General features: G+C 45.2%; 22 protein-coding genes and 1 pseudogene. 5 read left to right on the forward strand and 18 right to left on the reverse strand.

Annotated features, from left to right (window positions below):
- Nucleotides 1–136: 136 nt before the first annotated feature.
- From Pmgp_RS20950 to Pmgp_RS16290, 4 genes are all read right to left on the reverse strand, one after another.
- Complete coding sequence (locus Pmgp_RS20950) at nt 137–274, reverse strand: hypothetical protein (protein ID WP_427910046.1); 138 nt, start codon at nt 272–274, stop codon at nt 137–139.
- Nucleotides 275–305: 31 nt separating this feature from the next.
- Entirely contained in the window at nt 306–482 is a 177-nt protein-coding gene (locus tag Pmgp_RS19840) for a hypothetical protein (protein WP_192902974.1), read from the reverse strand.
- A gap of 213 nt (nt 483–695) precedes the next feature.
- Complete coding sequence (locus tag Pmgp_RS16285; RefSeq protein ID WP_134215255.1) at nt 696–1,391, reverse strand: hypothetical protein; 696 nt, start codon at nt 1,389–1,391, stop codon at nt 696–698.
- Between the two features lie 383 nt (nt 1,392–1,774).
- Complete coding sequence (locus Pmgp_RS16290; RefSeq protein ID WP_134215257.1) at nt 1,775–2,431, reverse strand: LytR/AlgR family response regulator transcription factor; 657 nt, start codon at nt 2,429–2,431, stop codon at nt 1,775–1,777.
- 14 nt (nt 2,432–2,445) lie between these two features.
- On the opposite strand from Pmgp_RS16290, the gene Pmgp_RS19845 reads away from it, so the two are divergent.
- Complete coding sequence (locus Pmgp_RS19845) at nt 2,446–2,616, forward strand: hypothetical protein (RefSeq protein WP_192902975.1); 171 nt, start codon at nt 2,446–2,448, stop codon at nt 2,614–2,616.
- A 788-nt stretch (nt 2,617–3,404) separates the two neighbouring features.
- On the opposite strand, the gene Pmgp_RS16295 is transcribed toward Pmgp_RS19845, so the two are convergent.
- The 7 genes from Pmgp_RS16295 to acs form a co-directional block, all read right to left on the reverse strand.
- Nucleotides 3,405–4,157 carry a LytR/AlgR family response regulator transcription factor gene (locus tag Pmgp_RS16295; RefSeq protein ID WP_134215259.1) on the reverse strand — a complete coding sequence of 251 codons (753 nt, stop codon included), beginning with the start codon at nt 4,155–4,157 and terminating at the stop codon, nt 3,405–3,407.
- Nucleotides 4,158–4,182: 25 nt separating this feature from the next.
- Complete coding sequence (locus tag Pmgp_RS16300) at nt 4,183–4,305, reverse strand: cyclic lactone autoinducer peptide (protein WP_134215261.1); 123 nt, start codon at nt 4,303–4,305, stop codon at nt 4,183–4,185.
- The gene (locus Pmgp_RS16305) at nt 4,299–4,943 is read right to left on the reverse strand and encodes an accessory gene regulator ArgB-like protein (RefSeq protein WP_134215263.1); all 645 of its coding nucleotides are present in this window, start codon (nt 4,941–4,943) and stop codon (nt 4,299–4,301) included. Before Pmgp_RS16305 ends, Pmgp_RS16300 begins: the two co-directional genes overlap by 7 nt.
- Nucleotides 4,944–4,951: 8 nt before the next feature.
- On the reverse strand, nt 4,952–6,316 hold the full coding sequence (locus Pmgp_RS16310) for a sensor histidine kinase (RefSeq protein ID WP_243119915.1): 1,365 nt from the start codon (nt 6,314–6,316) through the stop codon (nt 4,952–4,954).
- A 468-nt stretch (nt 6,317–6,784) separates the two neighbouring features.
- Complete coding sequence (locus tag Pmgp_RS16315) at nt 6,785–7,432, reverse strand: carboxypeptidase-like regulatory domain-containing protein (RefSeq protein ID WP_134215267.1); 648 nt, start codon at nt 7,430–7,432, stop codon at nt 6,785–6,787.
- A 173-nt stretch (nt 7,433–7,605) separates the two neighbouring features.
- Entirely contained in the window at nt 7,606–8,661 is a 1,056-nt protein-coding gene (locus tag Pmgp_RS16320; protein WP_134215269.1) for a phosphotransacetylase family protein, read from the reverse strand.
- Between the two features lie 11 nt (nt 8,662–8,672).
- Nucleotides 8,673–10,775 carry an acetate--CoA ligase alpha subunit gene (acs, locus tag Pmgp_RS16325; protein ID WP_134215271.1) on the reverse strand — a complete coding sequence of 701 codons (2,103 nt, stop codon included), beginning with the start codon at nt 10,773–10,775 and terminating at the stop codon, nt 8,673–8,675.
- 271 nt (nt 10,776–11,046) lie between these two features.
- On the opposite strand from acs, the gene glgP reads away from it, so the two are divergent.
- The gene (glgP, locus tag Pmgp_RS16330; RefSeq protein ID WP_134215273.1) at nt 11,047–13,587 is read left to right on the forward strand and encodes an alpha-glucan family phosphorylase; all 2,541 of its coding nucleotides are present in this window, start codon (nt 11,047–11,049) and stop codon (nt 13,585–13,587) included.
- Between the two features lie 164 nt (nt 13,588–13,751).
- Here glgP and Pmgp_RS16335 read toward each other — a convergent pair.
- Nucleotides 13,752–14,747 (reverse strand): annotated as a pseudogene (locus Pmgp_RS16335) (IS1380 family transposase); the annotation flags it as partial.
- Nucleotides 14,748–15,610: 863 nt separating this feature from the next.
- On the opposite strand from Pmgp_RS16335, the gene Pmgp_RS20955 reads away from it, so the two are divergent.
- The 3 genes from Pmgp_RS20955 (at nt 15,611) to mntA (ending at nt 16,460) form a co-directional block, all read left to right on the forward strand.
- Nucleotides 15,611–15,739 (forward strand): PhzF family phenazine biosynthesis protein, encoded by a 129-nt coding sequence (locus Pmgp_RS20955; protein ID WP_427910045.1) that lies wholly within the window; start codon nt 15,611–15,613, stop codon nt 15,737–15,739.
- Nucleotides 15,705–15,968, forward strand: a complete 264-nt coding sequence (locus tag Pmgp_RS16340; RefSeq protein ID WP_427910047.1) for a PhzF family phenazine biosynthesis protein — start codon at nt 15,705–15,707, stop codon at nt 15,966–15,968. Before Pmgp_RS20955 ends, Pmgp_RS16340 begins: the two co-directional genes overlap by 35 nt.
- Nucleotides 15,969–16,121: 153 nt before the next feature.
- Nucleotides 16,122–16,460: a type VII toxin-antitoxin system MntA family adenylyltransferase antitoxin gene (mntA, locus tag Pmgp_RS16345; protein ID WP_134215277.1), complete on the forward strand. Its 339-nt coding sequence runs from the start codon at nt 16,122–16,124 to the stop codon at nt 16,458–16,460.
- 168 nt (nt 16,461–16,628) lie between these two features.
- Here the strand turns inward: mntA and Pmgp_RS16350 are convergent, their stop codons facing one another.
- The 6 genes from Pmgp_RS16350 to Pmgp_RS16375 all read right to left on the reverse strand — a co-directional run bounded on the left by Pmgp_RS16350 (nt 16,629) and on the right by Pmgp_RS16375 (nt 22,479).
- Nucleotides 16,629–17,075, reverse strand: coding sequence for a YaiI/YqxD family protein (locus Pmgp_RS16350; RefSeq protein WP_134215279.1), 447 nt, complete (start codon nt 17,073–17,075; stop codon nt 16,629–16,631).
- 17 nt (nt 17,076–17,092) lie between these two features.
- A complete protein-coding gene (locus Pmgp_RS16355) occupies nt 17,093–18,043 on the reverse strand; it encodes an ABC transporter ATP-binding protein (RefSeq protein ID WP_282432915.1) in 951 nt (316 codons plus the stop codon).
- A 42-nt stretch (nt 18,044–18,085) separates the two neighbouring features.
- Complete coding sequence (locus Pmgp_RS16360) at nt 18,086–19,069, reverse strand: ABC transporter ATP-binding protein (RefSeq protein ID WP_134215283.1); 984 nt, start codon at nt 19,067–19,069, stop codon at nt 18,086–18,088.
- On the reverse strand, nt 19,066–19,983 hold the full coding sequence (locus tag Pmgp_RS16365) for an ABC transporter permease (protein ID WP_134215284.1): 918 nt from the start codon (nt 19,981–19,983) through the stop codon (nt 19,066–19,068). Before Pmgp_RS16365 ends, Pmgp_RS16360 begins: the two co-directional genes overlap by 4 nt.
- 4 nt (nt 19,984–19,987) lie before the next feature.
- A complete protein-coding gene (locus Pmgp_RS16370; protein WP_134215286.1) occupies nt 19,988–20,917 on the reverse strand; it encodes an ABC transporter permease in 930 nt (309 codons plus the stop codon).
- A 122-nt stretch (nt 20,918–21,039) separates the two neighbouring features.
- Complete coding sequence (locus Pmgp_RS16375) at nt 21,040–22,479, reverse strand: peptide ABC transporter substrate-binding protein (RefSeq protein ID WP_243119914.1); 1,440 nt, start codon at nt 22,477–22,479, stop codon at nt 21,040–21,042.
- Nucleotides 22,480–22,818 lie beyond the last annotated feature (339 nt).

Raw genomic sequence — 22,818 nt, forward strand, 5'->3', positions numbered from 1 at the left:
TTGCCGGCAGGAACTGCAGCGACTGCGGCACTGAGATCAAATTTGTCGGGAAGATTTTCGAGTAGCATAACCGTCCTATGCAGGGTAATAAATAATATCACTTGGTGGGTTTATGTTGGTTAAATTTATCTAGTTTTCACACGGCCTGCCGTCTCCTTGCTTCCTGTGAATTATCAGATAGACCATTACTGCCAACAGCTTTAATATGGATTAGTTTAGCTGCTGGTGCAACACCATAATATTTCGGACCATTACCAGCGGTTAATCCAGCCACTATTGTACCATGCCCATTATTATCACTTGTATCATCTATTAGATAGTTCTTCAACTTTTTTTTCAATATTAATAACAGTTTTTTTAATTTTATAAAGAGTAACGATAATATAAGCAAATACACTTACTATAATTAAAATAAAAATAATATCTATAATTATTGCAGCTAAAAAGCTGGGTTTTGATGCAATTATAATATCTGGATTCAAAAATAACTCACCTCCTTATGTTGGCTAATCACCAAATTTATCGTTTCTATTCTCGTAGGGATGCAGAGGAATGCAATATTAATGTCAACCTGCATCTCCAGCAGGTAGAACCTCATCAGGTCAATGCTAGAGAGAGTTACTCTCTAGCATTGACCTATCCTTCTTGATGAGTTATTCTCTTATGGGAGTGGGTCTCTTTAATTTATTAGCATACTAATATGTTCTTCCTATATAGTTATTATTTGGGTTAGGGAAGCAGACTAACAAAGCTCCCCAAGTTGAACCACCACCACCAGATATATTCCAATCAAAAGAACCATAAATGTCTAAGAAGTTACCGTGATATGCTGCTGGGCTAGTTCCTCTACAAGTAATTGTTAAAGGTGGAACACTCTGTTGCCTATCACGACTATATATATAGTCTACAGTGTTATCAGTATTAACCCAATACTGACAATATATAAAATATGCACCAAAATTAACATTTCCAATGCCTACTCCTAAATATTTTTCACATTGGGCTTGGTGATCGTGTGTACTAGTAGCAGTAATACTAGTATTACTGCTACTGGTAACAGCTTTTGGTTCAGCACTTTCAACTGTGCTTATAGTTGTCCCTACTTCAATATAGCTACCATCTGGAAATACATATTTCCCGTCTTTCCCCTTCATCGACAATAGAGCATCGTTTGCTTTGCTGTTGTCAAATACGTCAAGACCAGCTAAAAAATTTAGCGCATCTTTATTGCCTTTCTTAGCATCTTCAAGTATTAATTTGGCAATTTTGTCGGAGATTAACTCTCCACTAAGAGATTTGTAATCAATTTGACCTTTTTCAACAGCAAAACTTGGAACTGCAAAACATGTAAAACAAAAAACTACTAATAATAGAATTCTAATTAATTTCATAGTTTCCCTCCCTTATTTTAATTACTGTTTCCATAAATTCAAGAATACCTTTAGTTCAAGGCTCCTTTGGTCATTTGTGCAATTTTTGTAATTTCCATCGACATAGACATCTTAATATGGTAATATTTAGTTCGGATATGTGGTTTGTGCAGGCTAAATTTAGGTGGTAGTTTTTGCGGACTTCCCTGATTTGCCTCACGAACCACTTTTTAAAGGACCATTGGAATCACCCTCTTTGCTTTTAAAGCATATCAAATAATTATAACCACGTCTACCAATATTGTCCAAATTGGTCCTTTTTGTGTATGAATGGGTACATTTACATATATGAAAAGGTACTCAGAATTTTAGCTGAAAAAAAATATAGGGACATTTCCCTCTATTTATGATCTCATATTCAATCCAAATCTTTTTTCCATGTCCCTGACCCTGGCTTTGGTCATTATGACTGATTCTTCTGTGTTGTTTAAGATTACCTTGCACGTCTTTCTACCCCAAGGTTGTATTTCCTTTACCATATTCAGGTTGATAATGAATCCCCTGTGGCTGCGGAAAAAGGAATACTCTGACAGTTTTTGTTCCAGCGCCTCCAATGTCTCTGTGGTTTTAAATTCGCCTCTGGTGGTGTGTATGACAATAAATCGTCCTTCCCTTGTTAAAAAGATAATATCGCTTACATTTACGAATATTTTCTTTCCTTCTTCTTTAATCAATATTTTTGATGTTTGAAGAGGGTTGTTGGTCGCGTTTTCAGCCTGTTCCGCTTTAGTGAGATTAGATCTGATCCGCTCCATGGTCTTACGAATCCTGGCAATCTTATAAGGTTTAATTAAATAATCGAAGGCGTAAACTTCAAAAGCCTGGTGGGTGAAATTCTCATAGGCCGTAGCAAAAATGAGCGTGGTCTTGGGGTTGAAGTCACATATTTCCCGTGCCGCATCCAACCCGTCTTTTCCCGGCATAGCGACATCTAAAAAGACAACCTGGGGAGCGAGGTCTTTCACCAGCCGGACTGCTTCCAGGACAGAGAAATAGCTCAAAAGAAACTTTCTTATTGTTTATACCGGCAACGCCCAGCTGCCGGGAGCCAGCGACACTTCTTGTCAGCTACAGGGCTAAGGTAACCAACTGGGTTGGCTATTCAGCCTGCGGGGTAGGCTTGGCCGCAGGAAGTGCAGCGATAGCGGGTACTGAGAGCAAGTCTGTCGGGAAGATTTTTGAGTAAAATGCAGGAAAAAAGTGATTAGGCTATTTTTTTCAATGAAAGGATATTTTACACGGTCCGCAGTCCTTTAAAGCAGTTTTTTATTCCTATAGAATATATAAACTGGAACTAAAATAATAATAAAAATGCAAAGTACTATCCATTGTATTGCTTGTAACGCAGACATGTTTGTTATTTTTCTGTCAGTCCAAATGAACCATGCAATAAAAACACTAAAAATAAAATAGATAAAAATCGCTGAATAATAAAAAATATTAACGTTCATGATAACACCTTCCTACTTAATATTTCTATAAACGAAATAGGTATATAGTGATAGTTAAAAAACAAACTTTTAACACGTATTTTTAACATAGGAATTTAAACTTGAAATTGGTAAGTAGCAGCAGTTTTCTTATTTCACCGACCCAATAGTTGCTAGATACAGGATATTACTACTCTTTATAACGAGCTCAGAATTATTGGAAACAGCTCAATATATAAGAGCAGCCGGGTAAATGTTTTTTCATGTTCGCGTTGCAGATCACGTTTTTACTGGCGGCTTAATTTTTCTAATTGATTATTGGTAAGTATCCTTGATACCATAATTCTGAGGACACCCTCCTTTGGAATGGTTTGTTTGATCACTTACTAATTCCAGATTTCCGTATAAATAATTTAGCAACCAACTTAAAACTTGTCTTCCAATATTGACCAATTGGGTCCTTTTTGTGTTTGAATGGGTATATTTCCATGTATGAAAGGGTAACTTGGGATTTTTCCAAAATAAAAATAGAGGGGCATTCCCTCTATTCATATCCTAAACTAATTCGAAATCTTGTTTCCATTTCCCTGGCCCTGGGTTTGGTCATTATGACCGATTCTTTTGTATTGTTTAGGATTACCTTGCAGGTCTTCCTTCCCCAGGGCTGTATTTCCTTCACCATATTCAGATTGATAATGAATCCCCTGTGGCTGCGGAAAAAGGAGTGCTCTGACAGTTTTTGTTCCAGCGCCTCCAAGGTCTCTGTGGCTTTAAGTTTGCCTCTGGTGGTGTGTATGACTATGAATCGCCCTTCTCTTGTTAAAAAGATAATATCTCTTACATTTACGAATATTTTCTTTCCTTCTTCTTTTATCAATATTTTTGATGTTTGAAGAGGGTTGTTGGTCGCGTTTTCAGCCTGTTCCGCTTCAGTGAGATTTGATCTGATCCGCTCCATGGTCTTACGAATCCTGTCAATCTTATAAGGTTTGATTAAATAATCAAAGGCGTAAACTTCAAAAGCCTGATGGGTAAAATTATCATAGGCTGTAGCAAAAATAAGTATGGTCTTGGGGTTGAAGTCACATATTTCTCTTGCCGCATCCAACCCGTCTTTTTCCGGCATGGTGATATCCAGAAAGACAACCTGGGGAGTAAGTTCTTTGACTAACCGGACTGTTTCTAACCCGTCTTCTGCTTCGCCGATAACCTCTGTATCAGGTATTTCTTCGAGAGCTTTCCTGAGGATATGGCGCATGGCCGGGTCATCTTCTGCAATGAGTACAGTTATTCTCATAAGCTCTAGCCTTCCTTAACCATGTCTATTCTTCAGGCGGTTTGGGCTGGTACCAGAATATAAAGCTGGCCGGTTTAATACCCACCGCTGCCACAAACAAAGCACCTAAAACCAGGGGGGCAAATAAGAACCTCTTAATTTTTAGCATTGTTCAATATGCCTCCTTTCCGTTATGTAAAATAAAAGCTTGTCAATTTTGCCAATTATCTTGTAACCCAGCGGGGTAAAGCTTAGAGTCTGCGCCAATAAAGCTAAAATTCCGGCCATTATGAAAGACAACCTGATATGGCCGATAGACAAAAAGGCGGCAGTCAGCAAAACAGTCAGCAATACCATGGTGAGGGTTCTAAAGGGAATCCGTTCTTCATAATTTATTGTCCTGTATGGAACTTCGGCGGGAGCCCATAAACAGGTGCATAAAGCCATAATTAAATAACATGGCAATAAAACAGCAGGCAATAGATCAAGACTTAATAATTTTTCTAAATATTTGGCAATTTCACCGGTGCAAAGGTAGATAACCAACCCACAACTCAGGCAACGCAGGTAACTGGTACAGTGTGCGCCTCCGCTTACCAGGCGCAGCAGGCTTCCGCAAGTAAGGGCGATAATTACCTGGGGCAGGATTCCCAAGAAATAGGCCGATGCTAAAAGTACGACTCCCTTAATTATGGCGCCCAGGATAATTTCCAGGCCGTACCGCACGCTGTCAGTCCGGCCCGAACCCAATTCAGCTTCTTTGATAATATACGTTGCAATTTTACTTGAAGTACTATACAGGCTCATTAAAATCCTCACTTTTTAGCTGGTAGGCGAACTGTAAAAATTGTCTCCCCACTATTTGAAGATACGGATACTGAACCATTGCATCGTTCAACTAGTTTTTTAACTATAGCCAGTCCCAAACCTTGCCTGTCTTTTTTTGTTGAGAAGTTTGGTTCAAAGATTTTGTTAATGGTTTCCGGTTCAATTGGTTTACCCGGGTTGGCTACTGTAAAAACAAACTCACTAGATGATTTTGTTATTTCCACGTTTATATGGCATCTTTCTCCCGGAGCTCTTTCCACCGCATCCATAGCGTTGTCAATCAGGTTGCCCAGAACTGAATTGGCTTCTCCGGATTTTAACGGTAGATCTTTAAGGCTGCAGTTAATTAAAACTTCCAGGTTTATATTCTTTGCCTCTGCGAGTCCTATTTTCGTATATAACATTGCGCTTATTTCATGATTGTCGGTTTTAATAAGTTCCCCGTGGGTGGTAATGGTACTAAATGTATTTCTTATGTAATCCCTGGCTTCACGGGAAGAGCCGACTTCAAGGAGGCCGTACACTGCCTGCAGGTGGTGATTGAAGTCGTGGCGCTGTTTGCGGATGGAATTGATTAGCTCTTCCATTCGGAAAATAGTTTCCGCCGTTTGTTTAGCTGTGCACTCCACTTCTACAACTTTAGCGATTCTTTTGATTGCTACCGCGGATAGACCTGCTAAAACTACTACCGCCAAGCTGATAAAGGTTGTAAAGATATTTAAATATGAATCAGAAATACCGCCGGTGCGGGATAAAAAGAAAGTACTGTTTAATAGTGCCAATAACAGGATGGGACATAGAACCAGGGCAATTAGCGGGAAGTACTGTTTAATATAGAAATCTTCATCCAACATGTCTTCATCCCTCGACATGGTAAATCCGCCGGTTTGTTTTACTTTTTTCCAGTAAGTCAGAATGTCTATACGATAGCGCCGGAAAAAAATAATTATTAAAATGATAGCTGCGGCTTCCGGCAAGAAGAAGTAGATTCTCAATACCGGGTCGTTAAGTGCCTGTACATATGTGTAGCCTGTTATCTTCAGTAGCTGCGGGACGATCAGCATTTCTGCCACAGCAAATACAGTGAGTCCTGCCAAACCCGCCAGTGCGGAAGTTATTAGGCTTAAACGGGTAACCGCGTAAATTATTAGAATAAAAGCTAAAAGCAATATTATTGTGTGCAGGCCAAAGGGCACCTGGGACGACCTGACAATATACGAAACTAATGCATGAAAAATACCGATTATAAACAACTGCTTCAGGCGCGGACTGAATCCTGCGATAGTAATTCCCAGCGCTGCCACTAATATGGCTTCCGGCAGGGATATTAACAGAAGCTGTAAGACTGTCATATGATCCACTAAATTATCTCCCTAATAACTTGTCATTTAAAATAGCAATTCCTGCCATGTTTGCGCAAAAGGGTCCTTTTGGTGCATGAAAGGGTCATTTGCATCTTCAATCACAAAGGGATTAAAAAACAAAGCCCGTCCCGGCGCCGGGAGGAGCTCATATTCGGCTAAATAAAATTATGTCTTCTTTTCCGGCAGGCCCGGCTGTATTAACAGGTACTATGCTTAGGCTTTACTAAAAAATTTCTACAAAAAGATAGATATTCCTACCAATCTCTCCAAATAATTATATTACTGGTGTTGATAGTATGGGGTGCTGATAGGGGGATGGCTTTAGGAAGCAAGACAAAACGAAATTACTTCGCAATTGTTAAGGCTCACCAATCAATTAATACCTGATAATGGAGTTTTTTACGCGCAAATTCCTGATTGCTTTTTTCTAGAATCATCCATTTATCTCTTATTTTCCTACTGGTGCAGCACAAAGTTTACTGTGTCCTTTGTTTTAATCACGCTGATTTTTTGATCGGGCATATGGGTATCGGTGTTAGCCTCGATCTGGTAGATGCCCGGCGGCAGCTTGTTGAAAAAATACCTGCCGTTGCTCCCGGTGTTGGTAGTAGCTTTTATCTCACCGCTTTCAATATCTCTCACATTAATAGTGGCGCCGTTAATCGGGGAGTTATTGGCAAAGTCTGTTACCGTGCCGTCCAGGACCAGGTGAAGGATATAATTTATGTTTAACTTCATTGTCCCGCTGATAATGATGTGACCAGGCCGGATGGCATAATTTTTCACGGCGGCCTGGTGGTCGATGGACAATATGTCTTCCCGGCTAATCTTCGCGTTAAGGTTGATAAAAGAGTTAATTTCAACTTCGTTGGTAAAAACTTTGGCCGGGTTAAACACATGTTTTTCATCAACACTGCTTGCAGTCAGGGCAAAGAGTTTTATTAACGCCTGTATTCTCAGGACGCCGTTATCTAAAAGTGATAGTTCGATCTTCTCCACCCGCTGGTAAACCTCTACTTCAGAAACCGGCATAGGCACCCCGATTGAACTTGACCAGTCGATTTCCTTTTCAATTTTGCCGATAGAAGGTTCCTGTTCAGCCACCCTGAAAGCTCCTCCCCGCTTTTTGTAATCTTTGAATTAGTTTTACCCAAAAAACAAAAAATACCGCCAAAAAAAAAAGACGCCCGGTAAACAGGCGCCTTGCTTTTAACTGCAATTTGGGGACATCGCTATAGAGGCAGGCTCCAAATAGAGATGTGTCCCCATTCCTGAACCTATACTTCAAGGGATTTCAGGATTGACTGCCAGTCGCAGTGCTGTTCGATATTTTCGACCGCTATGTTGATACCTGTGGCGTCGCCGGGCCGGATGCGCCTGGACACCTCCGATATTTTTTCGATGGTTGTGTAGGTGTCATAGTGTACCAGTATCAGCGGTACCCCTTTTTCAGCGGCACGGGCAATAACCTTTACATCCGGGTACAGCCCGCCGGTTAAGATCAGGGCCGAAGTGCTGGTTTCCAGTGTGGCCAGAGCCATGTCCGCCCTGTCGCCGCCCATTATCACCGCTTTATTTGCTGAGCGGCGCATGTATTTTAAAGCGCTTTCCAGGGTCATGGCGCCAACGATCACTTCTTCCACAAAGCGGTCCAACTTTTCTTCTCCGGCCAGCAGTTCGCCTCCCAGCACCTCGTAATACTCCGATACTGTCGGTGAGGCAATTTCCAGCCGCATCGGGATGATCCCGAGAGTGGCGCAGCCGGTTTTCTCAAGGACCGGCTTAAACACACCTTCTGTTTTAGCCAGCAGCTGCCGCGGCACATTGTTGAAAATATGGCCGATTATCTTAAGCCCCCTGGCTGTGCAGTTGCTGTTAAAGAAGATAGCCTGGTCCACACTCAAATCGTTTTCCAGCTTGATCACGTTTAATATGTGTGCGTCCAGCGCCGGCGCCAGGTTGGCCACGTCCAGGCTGAAGGCCGCTCCCACGTGAGGGAAAGTAGACCCGTCGATGATGACCACATCAGCTTCGCCGGATATGGCTTGGTAAGATTCTTTAATACTAGCCAGAGCCAGTTCCTGATTTTTCAGACCTGACAGGTAAGATGTGCCGGCGGTAAAAGGGGCAATCTCTTTTACGTCAGCTTTCATGTCAAGTACTTCATGCATCAGCAGGGCGTCGCTGTCTTCATTTCCCTGCGGCCTGGGCCTGCTTCCCACCGGCTTGAAATAAGTGACTTTAATCCCTTCCCTTTTCAGCTTTAAGGCGATCCCCAGGGCGATGGCTGTTTTGCCGCATCCGGCTACACCAGTGACATAAAGATTCTTCATATTCTTTCACCTCACGATAGTGTTATTTTGACATCGAGGGCGGCTACTCCTTTTTCATAAGCAAAGACCGGGTTGATGTCTATCTCGGTAATTTCAGGAAAATCTCTGGCCAATATCGCCACCCGCCGGATAACCTCGCTGATAGCGGCTATGTCGGCCGGCTTATCCCCGCGGTAGCCCTTTAAGAGCATGTAAGCCTTGGTTTCAGAGATCATTTCGGCTATTTCTTCACTGGTCAGGCCGTTGGCCAGCCTGAAGGAAACATCCTTGATCAGGTTGACGAAAATGCCTCCCAAACCAAAACCTACCATTGGTCCGAACTGGACATCCCTGGTCATGCCTACAATCAGTTCTATTCCTTTGGGCACCATCTTCTGAATTTCTATACCGTACGGCACAACGTTGGGCAGGTACCTGTGCACTGTTTCCATGATATTAACGTAAGCGTTTTTGACTTCTTCGGAAGACTGCAGCCCTGCTATGACGCCGCCTACGTCGGTTTTATGCAGGATTTTTGGCGAAGCTATTTTTAGAACCACCGGGTAACCCATTTCTTCAGCTATCTCAGCAGCCTCGTCAGGGCTCTGAGATAAAGCGGTCGGCGCCACCGCCACACCGTAAGCTTCGATTACCTCCGACGCTTCGCTGCCCAGCAGGGCCAGGCGGTTGTCCCTGCTCACGTCATAAAACACCGCCTTGACAGTCTTCTGATCAGGTTTAACATCCTCCGCTTTTTGCCTGGCAACCGCCCGTTCTTTCATCTTCCTGTACGACGACATGCCGGCAATTACGGCTATGGCGGGCTCAGGCATGGCAAAGCAGGGGATGCCGTTGTCAGTCAGCAGCTTTGCGCCTTCCGCCAGCGCCTGGCCGCCCATATAAGCGGCAATAACGGTTTTCTCCGGATACTCCCTGCTTAATTCAATCAAGGCCTGTGCCGTTTCAAGCGGTTCGGTTACCGCCACCGGGCACAGCAATAACGCTATACTGTCAACGTTTTCATCCTTGAATACTTTTTCCAGCGCAAATCTAAAACGGTCGGCCTTGGCGTCGCCCAGCACGTCTACCGGGTTATAGATGCCGGCCTCGGCGGGCAGGTAGGAGCGCAGTTCTTCAATGGTTTCTTTGCTGAAGCGGGCCATCTGCAGGCCGTTCAATTCAGCTTTATCCGTGGCGATGATGCCGGGCCCGCCTGAATTCGTCACCACCGCCACCCGGTCTCCTTTAGGAACAGGCTGATCGGCAAAGGCAATGGCCAGGTCTAAAAGTTCGGACATGCTCGACACCCGCAGTACACCGCACCTTTTAAAAGCTGTGTCATAAGCCAGGTTGCTGCCCGCCAGCGCCCCTGTGTGGGATGATGCGGCCAAAGCCCCGGACTGGCTTGTGCCTGATTTTAGAATAACAACCGGTTTCTTTTTAGTAGCCTCAGACACTGTTTTTAAAAATTCAGGTCCGTGGGCCACGTCTTCAATATAACAGAGGATTACTTTTGTATTGGGGTCGTCCGCGGCTTCGGCGATAAAGTCTACTTCACTCAGGTCAGCCTTGTTGCCGAGGCTGAATATTCTGCTGTAACCGATCCCGGCTGTTTGGCTCCAGTCCAGGATCGAAGCCAGGATAGCCCCGCTCTGGGAGATAAAAGCTATCTCTCCTTTAGGGGGGAAGCCTTTTAAGAAAGTGGCGTTGATCGGAGTATGGGTGTCAATAAACCCGACACAGTTAGGGCCGAGCATACGCATATTGTACTGCCGGCAGATTGCCAGGAACTCTTTTTCAAGTTCCGCGCCTGCGCGGCCAATTTCTTTGAAACCGGCTGTGATTACAACCAGGTTCTTGACTCCCTTTTTGCCGCATTCAAGTGCCGCATCCAGTACTTTTTTCGCAGGGACGACGAAAATAGCTGTCTCGATATCATCTGGTATTTCCGTAATGCTTGGGAAACTGGGAAGCCCTAATACTTCTTTTTCTTTGTGGTTGACCGGGTAAATTTTGCCTTTATAACCACTTTCGATCAGGTTTTTTACCAGGGCGTTGCCTATTTTCCCCGGTGTGTTGGAAGCCCCTATAACCGCCAGGGACTTGGGGTTGGTAAAATGGCTTGTTTCGCCCACAAGTTTCACCTCTTACGTCGAATTCTGAACAGATACACACCTTACTATGATCTCGTCCAGCCAGTCACTTAGCTGACTGGCTCACAAAAGTCAAACAATTATGTCGGCGTTAAGGCAGGTTATTTTAGGGAGATATTGTATACAGTATATACTTTCGAAATGAAAAACTGAAAATCCTTTTCAGAATTTATTTACTTTTTTATTCCTTATAATTATAAAGGAATTTAGTGAAACGGGTAGAATTTTTTCAAAAACTTCCTGGAGGAGCTTCATGTTCCCATTTCGCACAGTCTCCGTAACTCCCAAACTTCCCGAAGCTATCGGCAGGCTCAGGGAACTGGCCTATGACTTCTGGTTCAGCTGGAATATGGCCGGTATTGAATTTTTCAGATCAATTAACCAGGACCTCTGGCGTGAAGTCCAGCATAACCCGGTTAAGTTTTTAATGCATGTCCAGGAAAAGGACCTGGTTATGGCTTCACAGGACGAGGATTATTTGATCCTTTATAAGCGGGTTATTGATTTATACGACCGCTATTTGACGCAGGAAACGTGGTTTTCACGAAAATACCCGGATCACTGCAAAGATGTTATCGCGTATTTTTCCGCCGAATTCGGCCTGCACGAGTCGCACCCCATTTATTCCGGGGGCCTGGGCCTGCTCGCGGGAGATCACTGCAAATCAGCGAGCGACCTCGGCCTTCCTTTCATAGGTGTCGGCCTGCTGTACAAGCAGGGATATTTTCACCAGAGGATTAACAGCGAAGGCCGGCAGGAGGCTGAATACCCGCACCTGAATTTTTATGAGCTGCCGATCACACCGGTCAACAACCCGGACGGCAGCCGGCTTGAAGTTACTGTGGACCTGCAGGGCCGCACGGTGTTTATCCAGGTATGGAAAGTAAAAGTAGGCAGGATTGCAGTCTACCTGCTGGACACCGATACACCCAAAAACTCCATACCGGACCGCAACCTGACCGGCCAGCTTTACGGCGGGGACAGGGCCTACCGGCTGTCACAGGAGATCGTACTTGGTGTGGGAGGGGTAAGAGCCCTGCGTGCCATGAGTATAAATCCAGGCGCCTGGCATATTAACGAGGGACATGCCGCCTTTTTAATCGTTGAGCGCATCCGCGAGTTGACGCGCTACATGGTATCTTTTGATACAGCCCGGGAGGTGGTACGGTCTTCCACTGTTTTTACCACCCACACTCCGGTGCCGGCCGGGCATGACCTTTTTGACGAAGAGCTTATCGCCAGCTATTTTGGAAACATGGTTGCCGAGATGGGCATAGATTTTAGAGCACTCAAAGACCTGGCCTGGGATGGAGAGCGGCAAAAATTCAACATGACCCTGCTGGCCCTGCGCCACTCCTTTATGTCTAACGGGGTCAGCCGGCTGCACGGCAAGGTGGCCAGAGAAATGTTTCGTCCCTGCTACAGCAGGCTGCATCCTGAGGAAATTCCCGTTACCTCGGTAACTAACGGGGTGCATGTGGAAACCTGGCTGGCTGCCGAATTGAAAGAACTTTTTTCACGTTACCTGGGGAAAAGGTGGTTTGAGCAAATTGCCCAGCCGGAAATGTGGGCTGGTGTGGATGATATTCCTGACCAGGAATTGTGGAGAGTGCGCCGGCTGCTAAAGGAGAAGATGATCTTATTTGCGCGGACCAGTTTAAAACAGCAGCGCCGGCGCAACCGGGAACCGCTGCAGCATATTATTGAGGTAGACGACTACCTGGACCCCGATATCCTTACCATAGGTTTCGCCAGGCGTTTTGCCACCTATAAGAGGGCGTGCCTGCTTTTCAGCAATTTGGCCAGGCTGGAACAGCTGGTCAACAATTCCGAGCGGCCTGTCAGACTGGTTTTTGCCGGCAAAGCGCATCCCGCTGACAGCGCGGGGCAGGATTTAATCAAGAAAATATACGACTTTTCAATGCGCCCGGAATTAAGGGGTAAGGTGCTGCTCCTGGAAAATTACGACATCCACATGGCCCGACACCTGGTCCAGGGGGTGGATATCTGGCTCAACACACCGCGCCGCCCGATGGAAGCCAGCGGTACCAGCGGCATCAAGGCTGCCGTAAACGGCCTGATCAATGTCAGCACCCTGGATGGTTGGTGGCCGGAAGCTTACAACGGCTCCAACGGCTTTGCCGTCGGTTCAGAAAGCGCTTATGAGGACGATGAGATCCAGGACCGCGATGATTGCTACTCGCTGTACAGCGTTCTGGAAGAAAAGGTGGTGCCCATGTACTACCGGAAGACGGAAGGGTTCTCGCCGGAGTGGGTACGCCTGATGAAAGAGACCATCAAGTCGGTCGCCCCCGTTTTTAACACCGGGCGTATGGTTGCTGAGTATACTGAGAGATTTTACATACCCGCTATCAAAAGGGGAAAAAACTTTACGGACAATAACAATTACCTGGCCGGCCACGCCAGCAACTTTAAAAAGCTGATCCTGGATTACTGGGACCAGGTATCCTTTGTTTCGGTTGAATCCAGCGGCAGGCCGAAGATGAATGCGGGAGAGACGATTGAACTGAATGCCGTCCTCAGCCTGGGCCTGATTTACACCAGGAGTGTGGCTGTGGAGATGGTGTACGGGGAGGTGGTGGAAGGCGGCCTGAAGAATATAACGGTGCTTCCCATGACTTTGGAGAGTGAAATTGCCGAGAATATCTACCGTTATACCGGCCGGCTGACCATGCCTCAGGGCGCCTTCGGGTACACCGTGCGGGTAAGGCCTGACAGCAGGGACTTTCCCTACCAGGAACTGCCCCTGATCACCTGGGCGCCGGTGTTCTAATAATAGTTACTCATTAGGATATATTACACAAGGAGAAAGGTATATTAATGTGGAAAACAATGTTAAATTAATCTATTCCTGAATCCGTGACGCTTTTAAAATACAGAGCTCAATATGACATTATATGGAATTTTCGGGACTTAGGAATTATAACACTGCCCTCAAATCACATGGGCAGGGTCGGGAAGTGAAGTCCAGTAGGTTTCAACTTCAATGTCTGGAACGAGTAGGGCCTGACCGTTTGCGAGAATGGTTCTCTCAGTGACTTTATACACCAATCGAACGGGTGTTTTGAACCCTTTTGGTTTCCACATCACACTGCCCATATAGACGGTCTTCCCTTCGCGCTCGATACACCCTGGTCCGTTCTGTTGGGCAATGGCCAACCAGACTTCTGTCTTTTCTTTTCGTATATTGCGTTTAATGATGAAGTCCGCTTTTGTCTCCTTGTCTAAGCGGACGCTAATGTTTTCGGCGCTGTCATTCCCGGAATCCATCCGGACAAGAAGGGGTAGAGAACTTAAGTGTTTTCCATGGCTGATACTTTTTCTTAAGAATTCGACTGTCCCGTTTTGGCTATGGTCCTTTCCCTGGCGTAGTTCGGTGTTAATGCCGTATCCTTCCCGGGCTAAATAGGCAAAAATCGGGGCAAAGCCGTCAAATCCCTTGTAAGTACGTGAAACACCTTCTTTCTTTGAGTCGGAATTATCGAATGGGGATACATCAATGTCCAACGGTAAGTACTGGCGCTGTGCCTCCAATGTTCCCAGATAAATCGGCGTCAATGGTGCAGAACTGTTTTTAATCAGTTTTACAGACTCTTCAAGGATAATATCGTTCCATTGAAGGTTACTTGCAGCCATATCCAGACGCTGCCGGAGTGTCGGACTTGACGGTGTGTCCTTAAGATTAAGCGCTAACGTAAAAAAGTTGTCTTGGCGAAATGGTTCAATGTGGTCAAAATCACTTTTTCCTTGACAGAGAAGACCGATGTAAGCTGTGCCGATTTCTCCGTGAGTGATCTGTGGGGTTAAAACACCTGGGACCTTTGTTTTATCCAGCCATAATTTTAAGGCGGTTTTATTTAATAGCGCTCCAACTAAAGCTAATCCTGAATGAGGCGTTAGGTCTTCATTAGATTGTTCAATAATAAATTTCATGCATGCACCCCGCAGGTGAAAAATCAGTTTCGGGATTATCCCTTGTTAATTCTATTATACGGGGTTTTTTGCCAAATTTCTTGGTTTTTTTGTATTAAGCTATCACGGATTCAGGTGTCCTTCAATATCTGGGCTTAGTTTGTTATTCCCTTTTTGGTCTTCATGGGCTAAAAATTTTTCCAGTTTTCTCGAAAATGCTGCTTGACATTTTACCGCTGGGCTTTTGTAAAAGTTCTTGCAAAATAAAAATCCCTGGGATAGTCCAAGGTTTTAGGTGTTTGATTTTATTTTATTGTTTATCAATTTATAGACCTTATTGTAACAGGGAATTTGTTTCTGTTCTAACATAGGGGGTTAAAATTGTCTTTAATGGATATCTCTACAATAGGCAACCCTAATCTCCAGTTGCTGATTGTGACATATATGGTATAATTAAACAGTGGGCAGCCTATGGGGTCTTAATTTAATAAAAAATATTTAAGGATGTGTTAATATTTCAAGGTATAAAATAAAAAAAAGAATTAAAAAGAACAAATGCTTAGATGAATTAGAAGAATGGAATGATAACCAGTATAACCCAGGCCATTGGACTGGCGGAAATATCCCTCCATTTATTAAGCGCCCAAACAAATTGTTAATAATATATTTCTTATTAATATCTTTTTTTATTTTAGGATTTTTTATTATATCTCTTATTCAAAAACCCTAATTGATTTAACTATTTTTTGACATAATTTAACAAAATATTATATCAGATTCATAACGCCTAATGGTTATTTAAATTACAATATTACCATAAGTCGGAAACCGCTTTTCTTTACCGGCGGGCTGATGGATATGACTTGCGTTAGTTCACCCCCAGTGTGGAAGTCGATCTCTGCGGCCATGCGACACTGGCCTCCGCCCATATTTTATGGGAAAAAGGTTTTTTGGGCAGGGACGAAACCGCAAAATTCTATACTAGAAGCGGCATCCTTATCAGGGGAGTTTGATTTTGTTTCGCGATTTTTTGCTCCGGCGGCAGGCGTCAATGAAGACCCGGTGACAGGTTCGTCTCATTGTTGTTTGGAGCCTTTCTGGCAGGCCAGGCTGCGGAAAGATAATTTTACCGCTTTCCAGGCTTCGCGGCGGGGTGGGGTTCTTAAAGTGCGGGTGCGGGGAGACCGTGTGCTTATATCGGGAAAAGCGATTACAGTCTTCGCAGGTAATTTATTTGCGTAATTAAGTTAGAATGGAAAAAAGGGAAATTAAGGATTGACAATTTTTGCGACCGGATAATATGGTAAAATATAGTTAATATAAAAATAGTGGTGAAAATAAATTGACCACTTTAATAAGACATTAAACGAATATATCCCAGTACTTACCGAAATAATGAGCATGGACAAAGAAGTAGTATCCCTCTACCTTTTCGGATCTTATGCGGAGGACAAACAGACACCGGCAAGTGATGTCGACCTTGCGGTCCTGCTTGAAATGGACTTCCCGGCGGAACGCTATTTTGAAAAGAAGCTGGAACTTCTTTCAATAGTCACATCATCGCTTAAAACTGGCGAAGTTGACCTTATAATCCTGAACCAGGCTCCGCCCTTCCTTTCTTACCAGATTTTGAGCAAGGGGCGGTTGCTTTTTACAAGGGAAGATAAAAAAGGGCAGAAGGTAAACTTTCAAGTTCGGAATAAAGAATTAAATGATCCTTCATGTTTGTTATGACGAACTAAAGGAGTTTTGTTTGTATTATTGCAATTCGACCACTCTTTTGAGAATTCTTCAAAACTTCCTAATAAAACATTGATTCCAAGTTTCCTAATATTATCTATAATTCTCATGTTCCTATCAAACAATAGCCTCGATAGCTATGCGAAAAAAGAGTATATTTTTTTAGGATATTCTGCCGCTTTTTCCTAGAAGCCTATACAGGCTTCTCTTAAAATTATCGTCGTCCTCAGATGTTCTTTTTCTAGGGCCTTTTGTTCTGCCTCCGCCCCTGCGGATCCTGGCTTTAATTTCCCTTTCTTCGAGTAAAAACTCAATGGTCTCTTCCCGGAAAATCCGCCCGGCGGGGGATAGGGCAAAGGCGCCCTTGCCCAGCGCCATGGCCGCCAGACCCCAGTCCTGGGTCACTACAATATCCCCCCTGGCGGTGAGGTTTACCACCTGCATATCGGCTTCCTGGGGGGCGTTTCCTACCACCACGTGCCGGTCGGACTCGATGCGATGGTTGAAGCTGGCCACCGTGACCAAAGGAACCGAAAACTCTTTCGCCGCAAGGCGGCAAATGTCCAGCGCGTTTTTGGGAGTCGCGTCCGCATCGACAATAATTTTCATAGCTTGCTCCGTTCTAATTATGAGAGGTGGCAGGCAGCCCAATGTCCGCTGCCTTTTTCTGATAAAACCGGTGCTGTCTGACGGCACCTGGCTTCTGCTTTGGGACAGCGGCTGTTAAAACCACAGCCCGAAGACAGCTTGAAAGTGTTTGAAGCTTCGCCTGGCAGGATAACCCGCCGGCTTGTTGTTTCCAGGTCGGGATCCGGCGCCGGAATGGCTGAAAGCACTGCCTGTGTGTATGGGTGAAGGGGATGTTCAAAAAGTTCATCTTTACTTGCCAGTTCTACCACCTGCCCCAGGTACATCACCGCTATACGATTACATATGTGCCTGACCATGGAAAGGTCATGAGAAATAAAGAGGTAAGTTAATTCTTTTTGTTTTTGCAGGTCCTCCAGTAAATTTACTATCTGTGCCTGAATTGAGGCGTCAAGCGCTGTCAGCGGCTCGTCACAAACAATAAAATCAGGTTCCACGGCAAGCGCCCGGGCGATAGCTATTCTCTGGCGCTGCCCGCCGCTGAATTCATGCGGGTACCTGCCGGACAGGCCGGGATGCAGGCCGACTGTCTGCAGCAACTCAATTACACGCTCCCGCTTGAATCCCTTTTGGCCCTGACTGTGTATATCTATTGCCTCACCAATGATTTCTCCCGCTGTCATACGCGGGTTTAATGAAGCGTAGGGATCCTGAAAGACCATCTGCATATGTTTATTAAGTGCTATATTATGGGGGCTCCCGGTTTTATGTACATCTATGCCGTCATAGATTACCTGCCCTGATGTTGGTTTGTACAGGCGTACAATGATTTTACCCAGGGTGGTTTTGCCGCAGCCGCTTTCTCCTACCAAACCCAGTGTTTCGCCGCGGTAAATATCAAAAGTAATATCGTTTACAGCTTTCCGGACCTGCCTGCGGCCCGTTTTAAAATATTTCTTGAGGTTTTTAATTTGAACAAGCTTTTTCAATATCTGTCACTCTGCCATATCTCAGATATATTTTCTTATTCTTTAATAATTATTAAAAGCGTAACGGTGGGTAAGCCAGCAGCACACCTGGTGAGAACCTGCGAGATTAGTTGCCTGAGGCGGCAACTCCCTGCAGATCAGCATGGCCTGCCCGCAGCGCGGCCAAAACGCGCAGCCTTGCGGCGGGTTAATCAAATCAGGCGGGCGGCCGGGAATGGGACTAAGTTTTTGCCGCTGGCCCGGCCGTGGTATTGAATCCAGCAGCCCACGGGTATATGGATGGCCCGGGTCATGAAATATGTCCCCGGCCGTCCCGCTTTCAACTATTTTGCCTGCATACATAACCATGACACGAGAGGCGATTCCCGCCGCAATACCTAAATCATGAGTGATCAGAAGCAGTGATGTTCCCAGGTTTTGTTTTAATTCCTGCAGCAGTTCCAAAATTTGAGCCTGAATAGTGACATCCAGGGCCGTTGTGGGCTCGTCTGCAATGAGCAGCCTGGGGCCGCCGGCCAAGGCCATGGCAATCATCGCCCTTTGTTTCATGCCCCCGCTCAGCTGGTGGGGGTACTGCTTATAAACCATTTCAGGGTCGGGCAATCCAGCCATAGAGATAACTTCCAGGGCTCTTTGTTTTTTCTCTGAAGCCGGAAGCTCGCTGTGGTTTTGCAAAACCTCCATAATTTGAGTTCCCACCTTTAAAGTGGGATTGAGTGAAGTATTGGTTTCCTGAAAGATCATAGCAATACTGCCGCCGCGAATTTTTCTCATTTCTTTTTCGTTTTTAAGCAATAAGTCCTGGCCGTCAAAAATTACCTGCCCGCTTACGATACAGCCGGGAGGAGTGGGAAGCAGCTTCATTATTGAGAGTGCGGTGACGCTTTTGCCGCAGCCTGACTCTCCCACAACAGCGGTTACTTCTCCCATGACCAGGTCAAAGCTTACACCTTGCAAAGCCTGGACTTCCCCCAGATTGGTTTTGAAATTAACTTTTAGGTCTTTGACTGAAAGCAGTTGTGTCACGTTAGCCCTCCTCGGGGGTCCATCGCGTCACGCAGACCGTCACCAACAAAATTGAAAGCAAACATGGTTAAGCTGATCAGAAAGGCGGGAAAAAACAGCTGCCAGGGATAATTGCGCAGTCCGTGCATACCTTCGCTGGCCAGTACACCCCAACTTGCCTGCGGCGATGAGACTCCCAGCCCCAGAAAGCTTAGAAATGCTTCCGTGAAAATAGCCTCCGGCACCAGGAGTGTGGCGGTCACAATGATAGGTCCCATAGCATTGGGGATCAGGTGACGTGAAAGAATCCGCCATTTGCTTATTCCCAGCAAACGCGCGGCGAGAACATATTCCCGCTCTTTGAGAGAGAGCACCTGTCCTCTCACTATTCTGGCCATGTTCAGCCAGCAAACCAGTCCCAGGGCTAAAAAGATTGCCTTCAGGCCCGGTTCAAAAAGTATAATTAGTAAAATAACATAGAGCAGGAAAGGGATGCTTAGCAGTACTTCCACCAGGCGCATCATGATCTCATCGGCGCGGCCGCCCAAATACCCGGAAATACCACCATAAAGCACACCGATTACCAGGCAAGTTACGCTGGTCAACAGTCCAATAAACAGTGAAATGCGGGCGCCCCACCAGACCCTGGTGAATAAATCTCTTCCCAGAGCGTCAGTGCCGAACCAGTAAATGCTGTTTGGAGCCCTGTTGACCATGGACAGGTCCTGATCATAATAAGTATGGCCGGACATGCAGGGGCCAATGACTGACATTAATACAAGCAAACCGATTATAATTAAACCGGTCATGGCCAGTTTGTGTTTTTTAAAGCGCGACCAGACATCCTTCCAGTAACCGTGTGCGGGAGGACTTGTGTTTTCATACGCCTGCAGTTCGTCCGGCAGAGGCTGAAACATTTGCGGTTTTATTTCCATACGGCTATACTTCCTTGGAGTCAAATAGTTTTATGCGCGGGTCAATGGCTATGTAGATCAGGTCCACAATAAGGTTCATCAACATTAAAAAGGCGCTGTAAAAAATAGTAACACCAAGAATAACCGTGTAGTCCCTGTTGGTTATACTCTGTACAAACCACCTGCCGAGCCCCGGAATGGCAAAAATGAATTCCACCACAAAACTTCCCGTGAGAATAGCGGCGATTAATGGGCCGGAGTAGGTTACGACCGGCAGAATGGCATTGGGCAGTGCATGGCGCAGGATGATATTACTTTCAGAAAGCCCTTTGGCCCTGGCTGTTCTTATATAATCCAGCCGCAGTACCTCCAGCATGCTGGAACGTACTAAGCGGGCAATAAAGGCCGTGGGCAGCGCGGCCAGCGCCAGGGTGGGGAGCACTGCCTGCTGCCAGGCGCCCCAAAGAGCGGAAGGAAGGACGCGCAGTTTGTAAGCAAACACATACATCAGCAAGCCCGCAAGGATAAAACTGGGTATGGAGAAGCCAAAAGTAGCCATAGTCATTACCGTATAATCCTGCCAGCGTTTTTGCCGCAAGGCTGAGACAGTCCCCGCCAGGATACCCGCCGACAAAGACAGCACAATTGCCAGCGAACCCAGCGCCGCGGAAACCGGGAAGCCCTCGCGGATGATGCTGTTAACAGTCCTGTTTTCATATTTGAAAGAAGGCCCGAGGTCGCCTTGCAGCAGGTTAATCAAATAGCCGGCGTATTGCTTGTATAAGGGGTCGTTAAGATGGTAGCGCTGTTCCAGGTTGCGCAGGATTGCATCCGGCAGTTTTTTTTCAGAGGCAAAAGGCCCGCCGGGTATTAAGTGCATGATTGTAAAGGTTATAGTTACGATTAACCACAAGGCTAACAACGAAGTCAATGCTCTTCTGAGAAAATAACCCATCTGAGAATCACCTTTCCGGGAAACGTCTATAAACATAAAAATATAAAAACAAATTGACAGGATTAACATAATTAAAAAGGTATATGAGTTTTCACTCATATACCTTGCATACTTTACCTTCTTTACTCCACGTACGCGTATTTAAAATCCGCGAAAACTCCGAAAGGTGGAACAATGACCTTTTTGGCACTTTCTTTGATCAGGTTCGCGTTGGTATAGAAGTAAATGGGCATAACCGGCATTTCATCCATAAGGATCATTTCCGCCTTGCGCATAGCTTCCATCCTGATTTTTTGATCACTGGTGGAGTTTGCCTCATCAACCAGCGCGTCGTACGCGGCTTTTCCCCATCCGGTATAGTTGTTGCCGCCGTCTGTAACAAACAAGTCGATAAAGCTCATAGGATCCAGATAGTCAGGCGTCCAAGCGGCACGGGCTATATCGTAATCGCCACTTTCCTCCCTGTCCATGTATACCTGCCATTCGGTGCTCTCCAGCGATACTTCAATGCCTAGATTCTTCTTCCACATCTGCTGTATAGCTTCCGCAATCTTCATGTGGTTTTCACTGGTATTAAACAATATAGCCGCTTTGGGAAATCCTTTGCCTTCCGGATAGCCGGCCTCGGCTAGCAGCTTTTTGGCTTCCGTCAAATTTTCTTCAAACAAATTACCTGATGTCTGTCTGAAGTCTTTGCCTCCTTCATCTTTAAAACCAAAGGGTACGAAGGCGAAAGCGGGTTTTTCACCGGCCATCAGCACATTGTCGGTCAGTTGTTTGCGGTCTATAGCCATAGCCAGCGCTTTACGTACCCTTACGTCATCAAAGGGCTTGCGTGTTACGTTAAACCGGTAGAAATATATTGAAGTGTCCGGAGCTATTTGCAGTTCCTTACTTTCCCGCATAGCGGTTATTTCCTGTACCGGTACTTCTTCCTGGAAGTCTAACTGACCAGTTTTAAACATGTTAAAACCGGTATCCACAGAATCAATTAAATAGATTTCCAGTTTGTTTAATCTGACTTTCGCGGCATCCCAGTAATTGGGGTTTTTTTCTAAAACAATTTTTTGATTGTGTTCCCAACTCACCATTTTAAACGGTCCATTGCCAATATATTTGGCAGGGTCGGTAAACCAGTTGTCATTGTCCTGCACACTTTTTTCATAAACCGGAAATAAAGTATAAAAGGCTGTAAGTCCAAGGAACTGAGGCGTGGGCTTCTCCAGGGTCACCTGCAAGGTTTTGTCGTCAATTGCCTTTATAGCCACATCTTCTTTTTTGCCTTTGCCGCTGTTGTAATCTTCAGCACCCTTCACATAAAAAAGCTGGTAGGCATACTCGGATGCGGTTTCAGGCGCCAGTACCCTTAACCAGCTGAAAACAAAGTCCTGCGCTTTTATTGGCTCGCCGTTGCCCCATTTTGCGTCACGCAGTTTAAAAGTATAGATAAGTCCGTCCGTGGATATCTGCCAGCTTTCTGCTATAGCCGGCTTTATTTCTTGATTTTCATCATAGCGGGTTAAACCGTCAAATAATTGCAGTATAATAGTGCCTTCCGGCATACCGTTGGCTTTGGCCGGATCAAGAGTTTCGGGTTCTGCGCAAACATTATACCTAATTAACTGGTCCCTTGTTTCTTTACCGGCGTTCCTTGCACTGCCGCAGCCACTTGCGAGAATGGCAATTAGTAATGAAGAGAGTAAAATAAATAAATGTTTCCTCCGAAATAGGTCTAAACAAAAACGATATTTATTCCGAATACTGTAATAGTATGAAATCCTAACCCGGACAAGCCGGAACCAATAGGATTTATTAAACCCATGTCGAAATACTGTGCAATCATAACAGCGACATAGGGGAACGTACAATGTTACTTACCGAACGTTACAAAGACAAGATTG

Origin of the sequence: Pelotomaculum propionicicum (assembly GCF_004369225.1) — a bacterium.
Lineage (GTDB): Bacteria > Bacillota > Desulfotomaculia > Desulfotomaculales > Pelotomaculaceae > Pelotomaculum_B > Pelotomaculum_B propionicicum.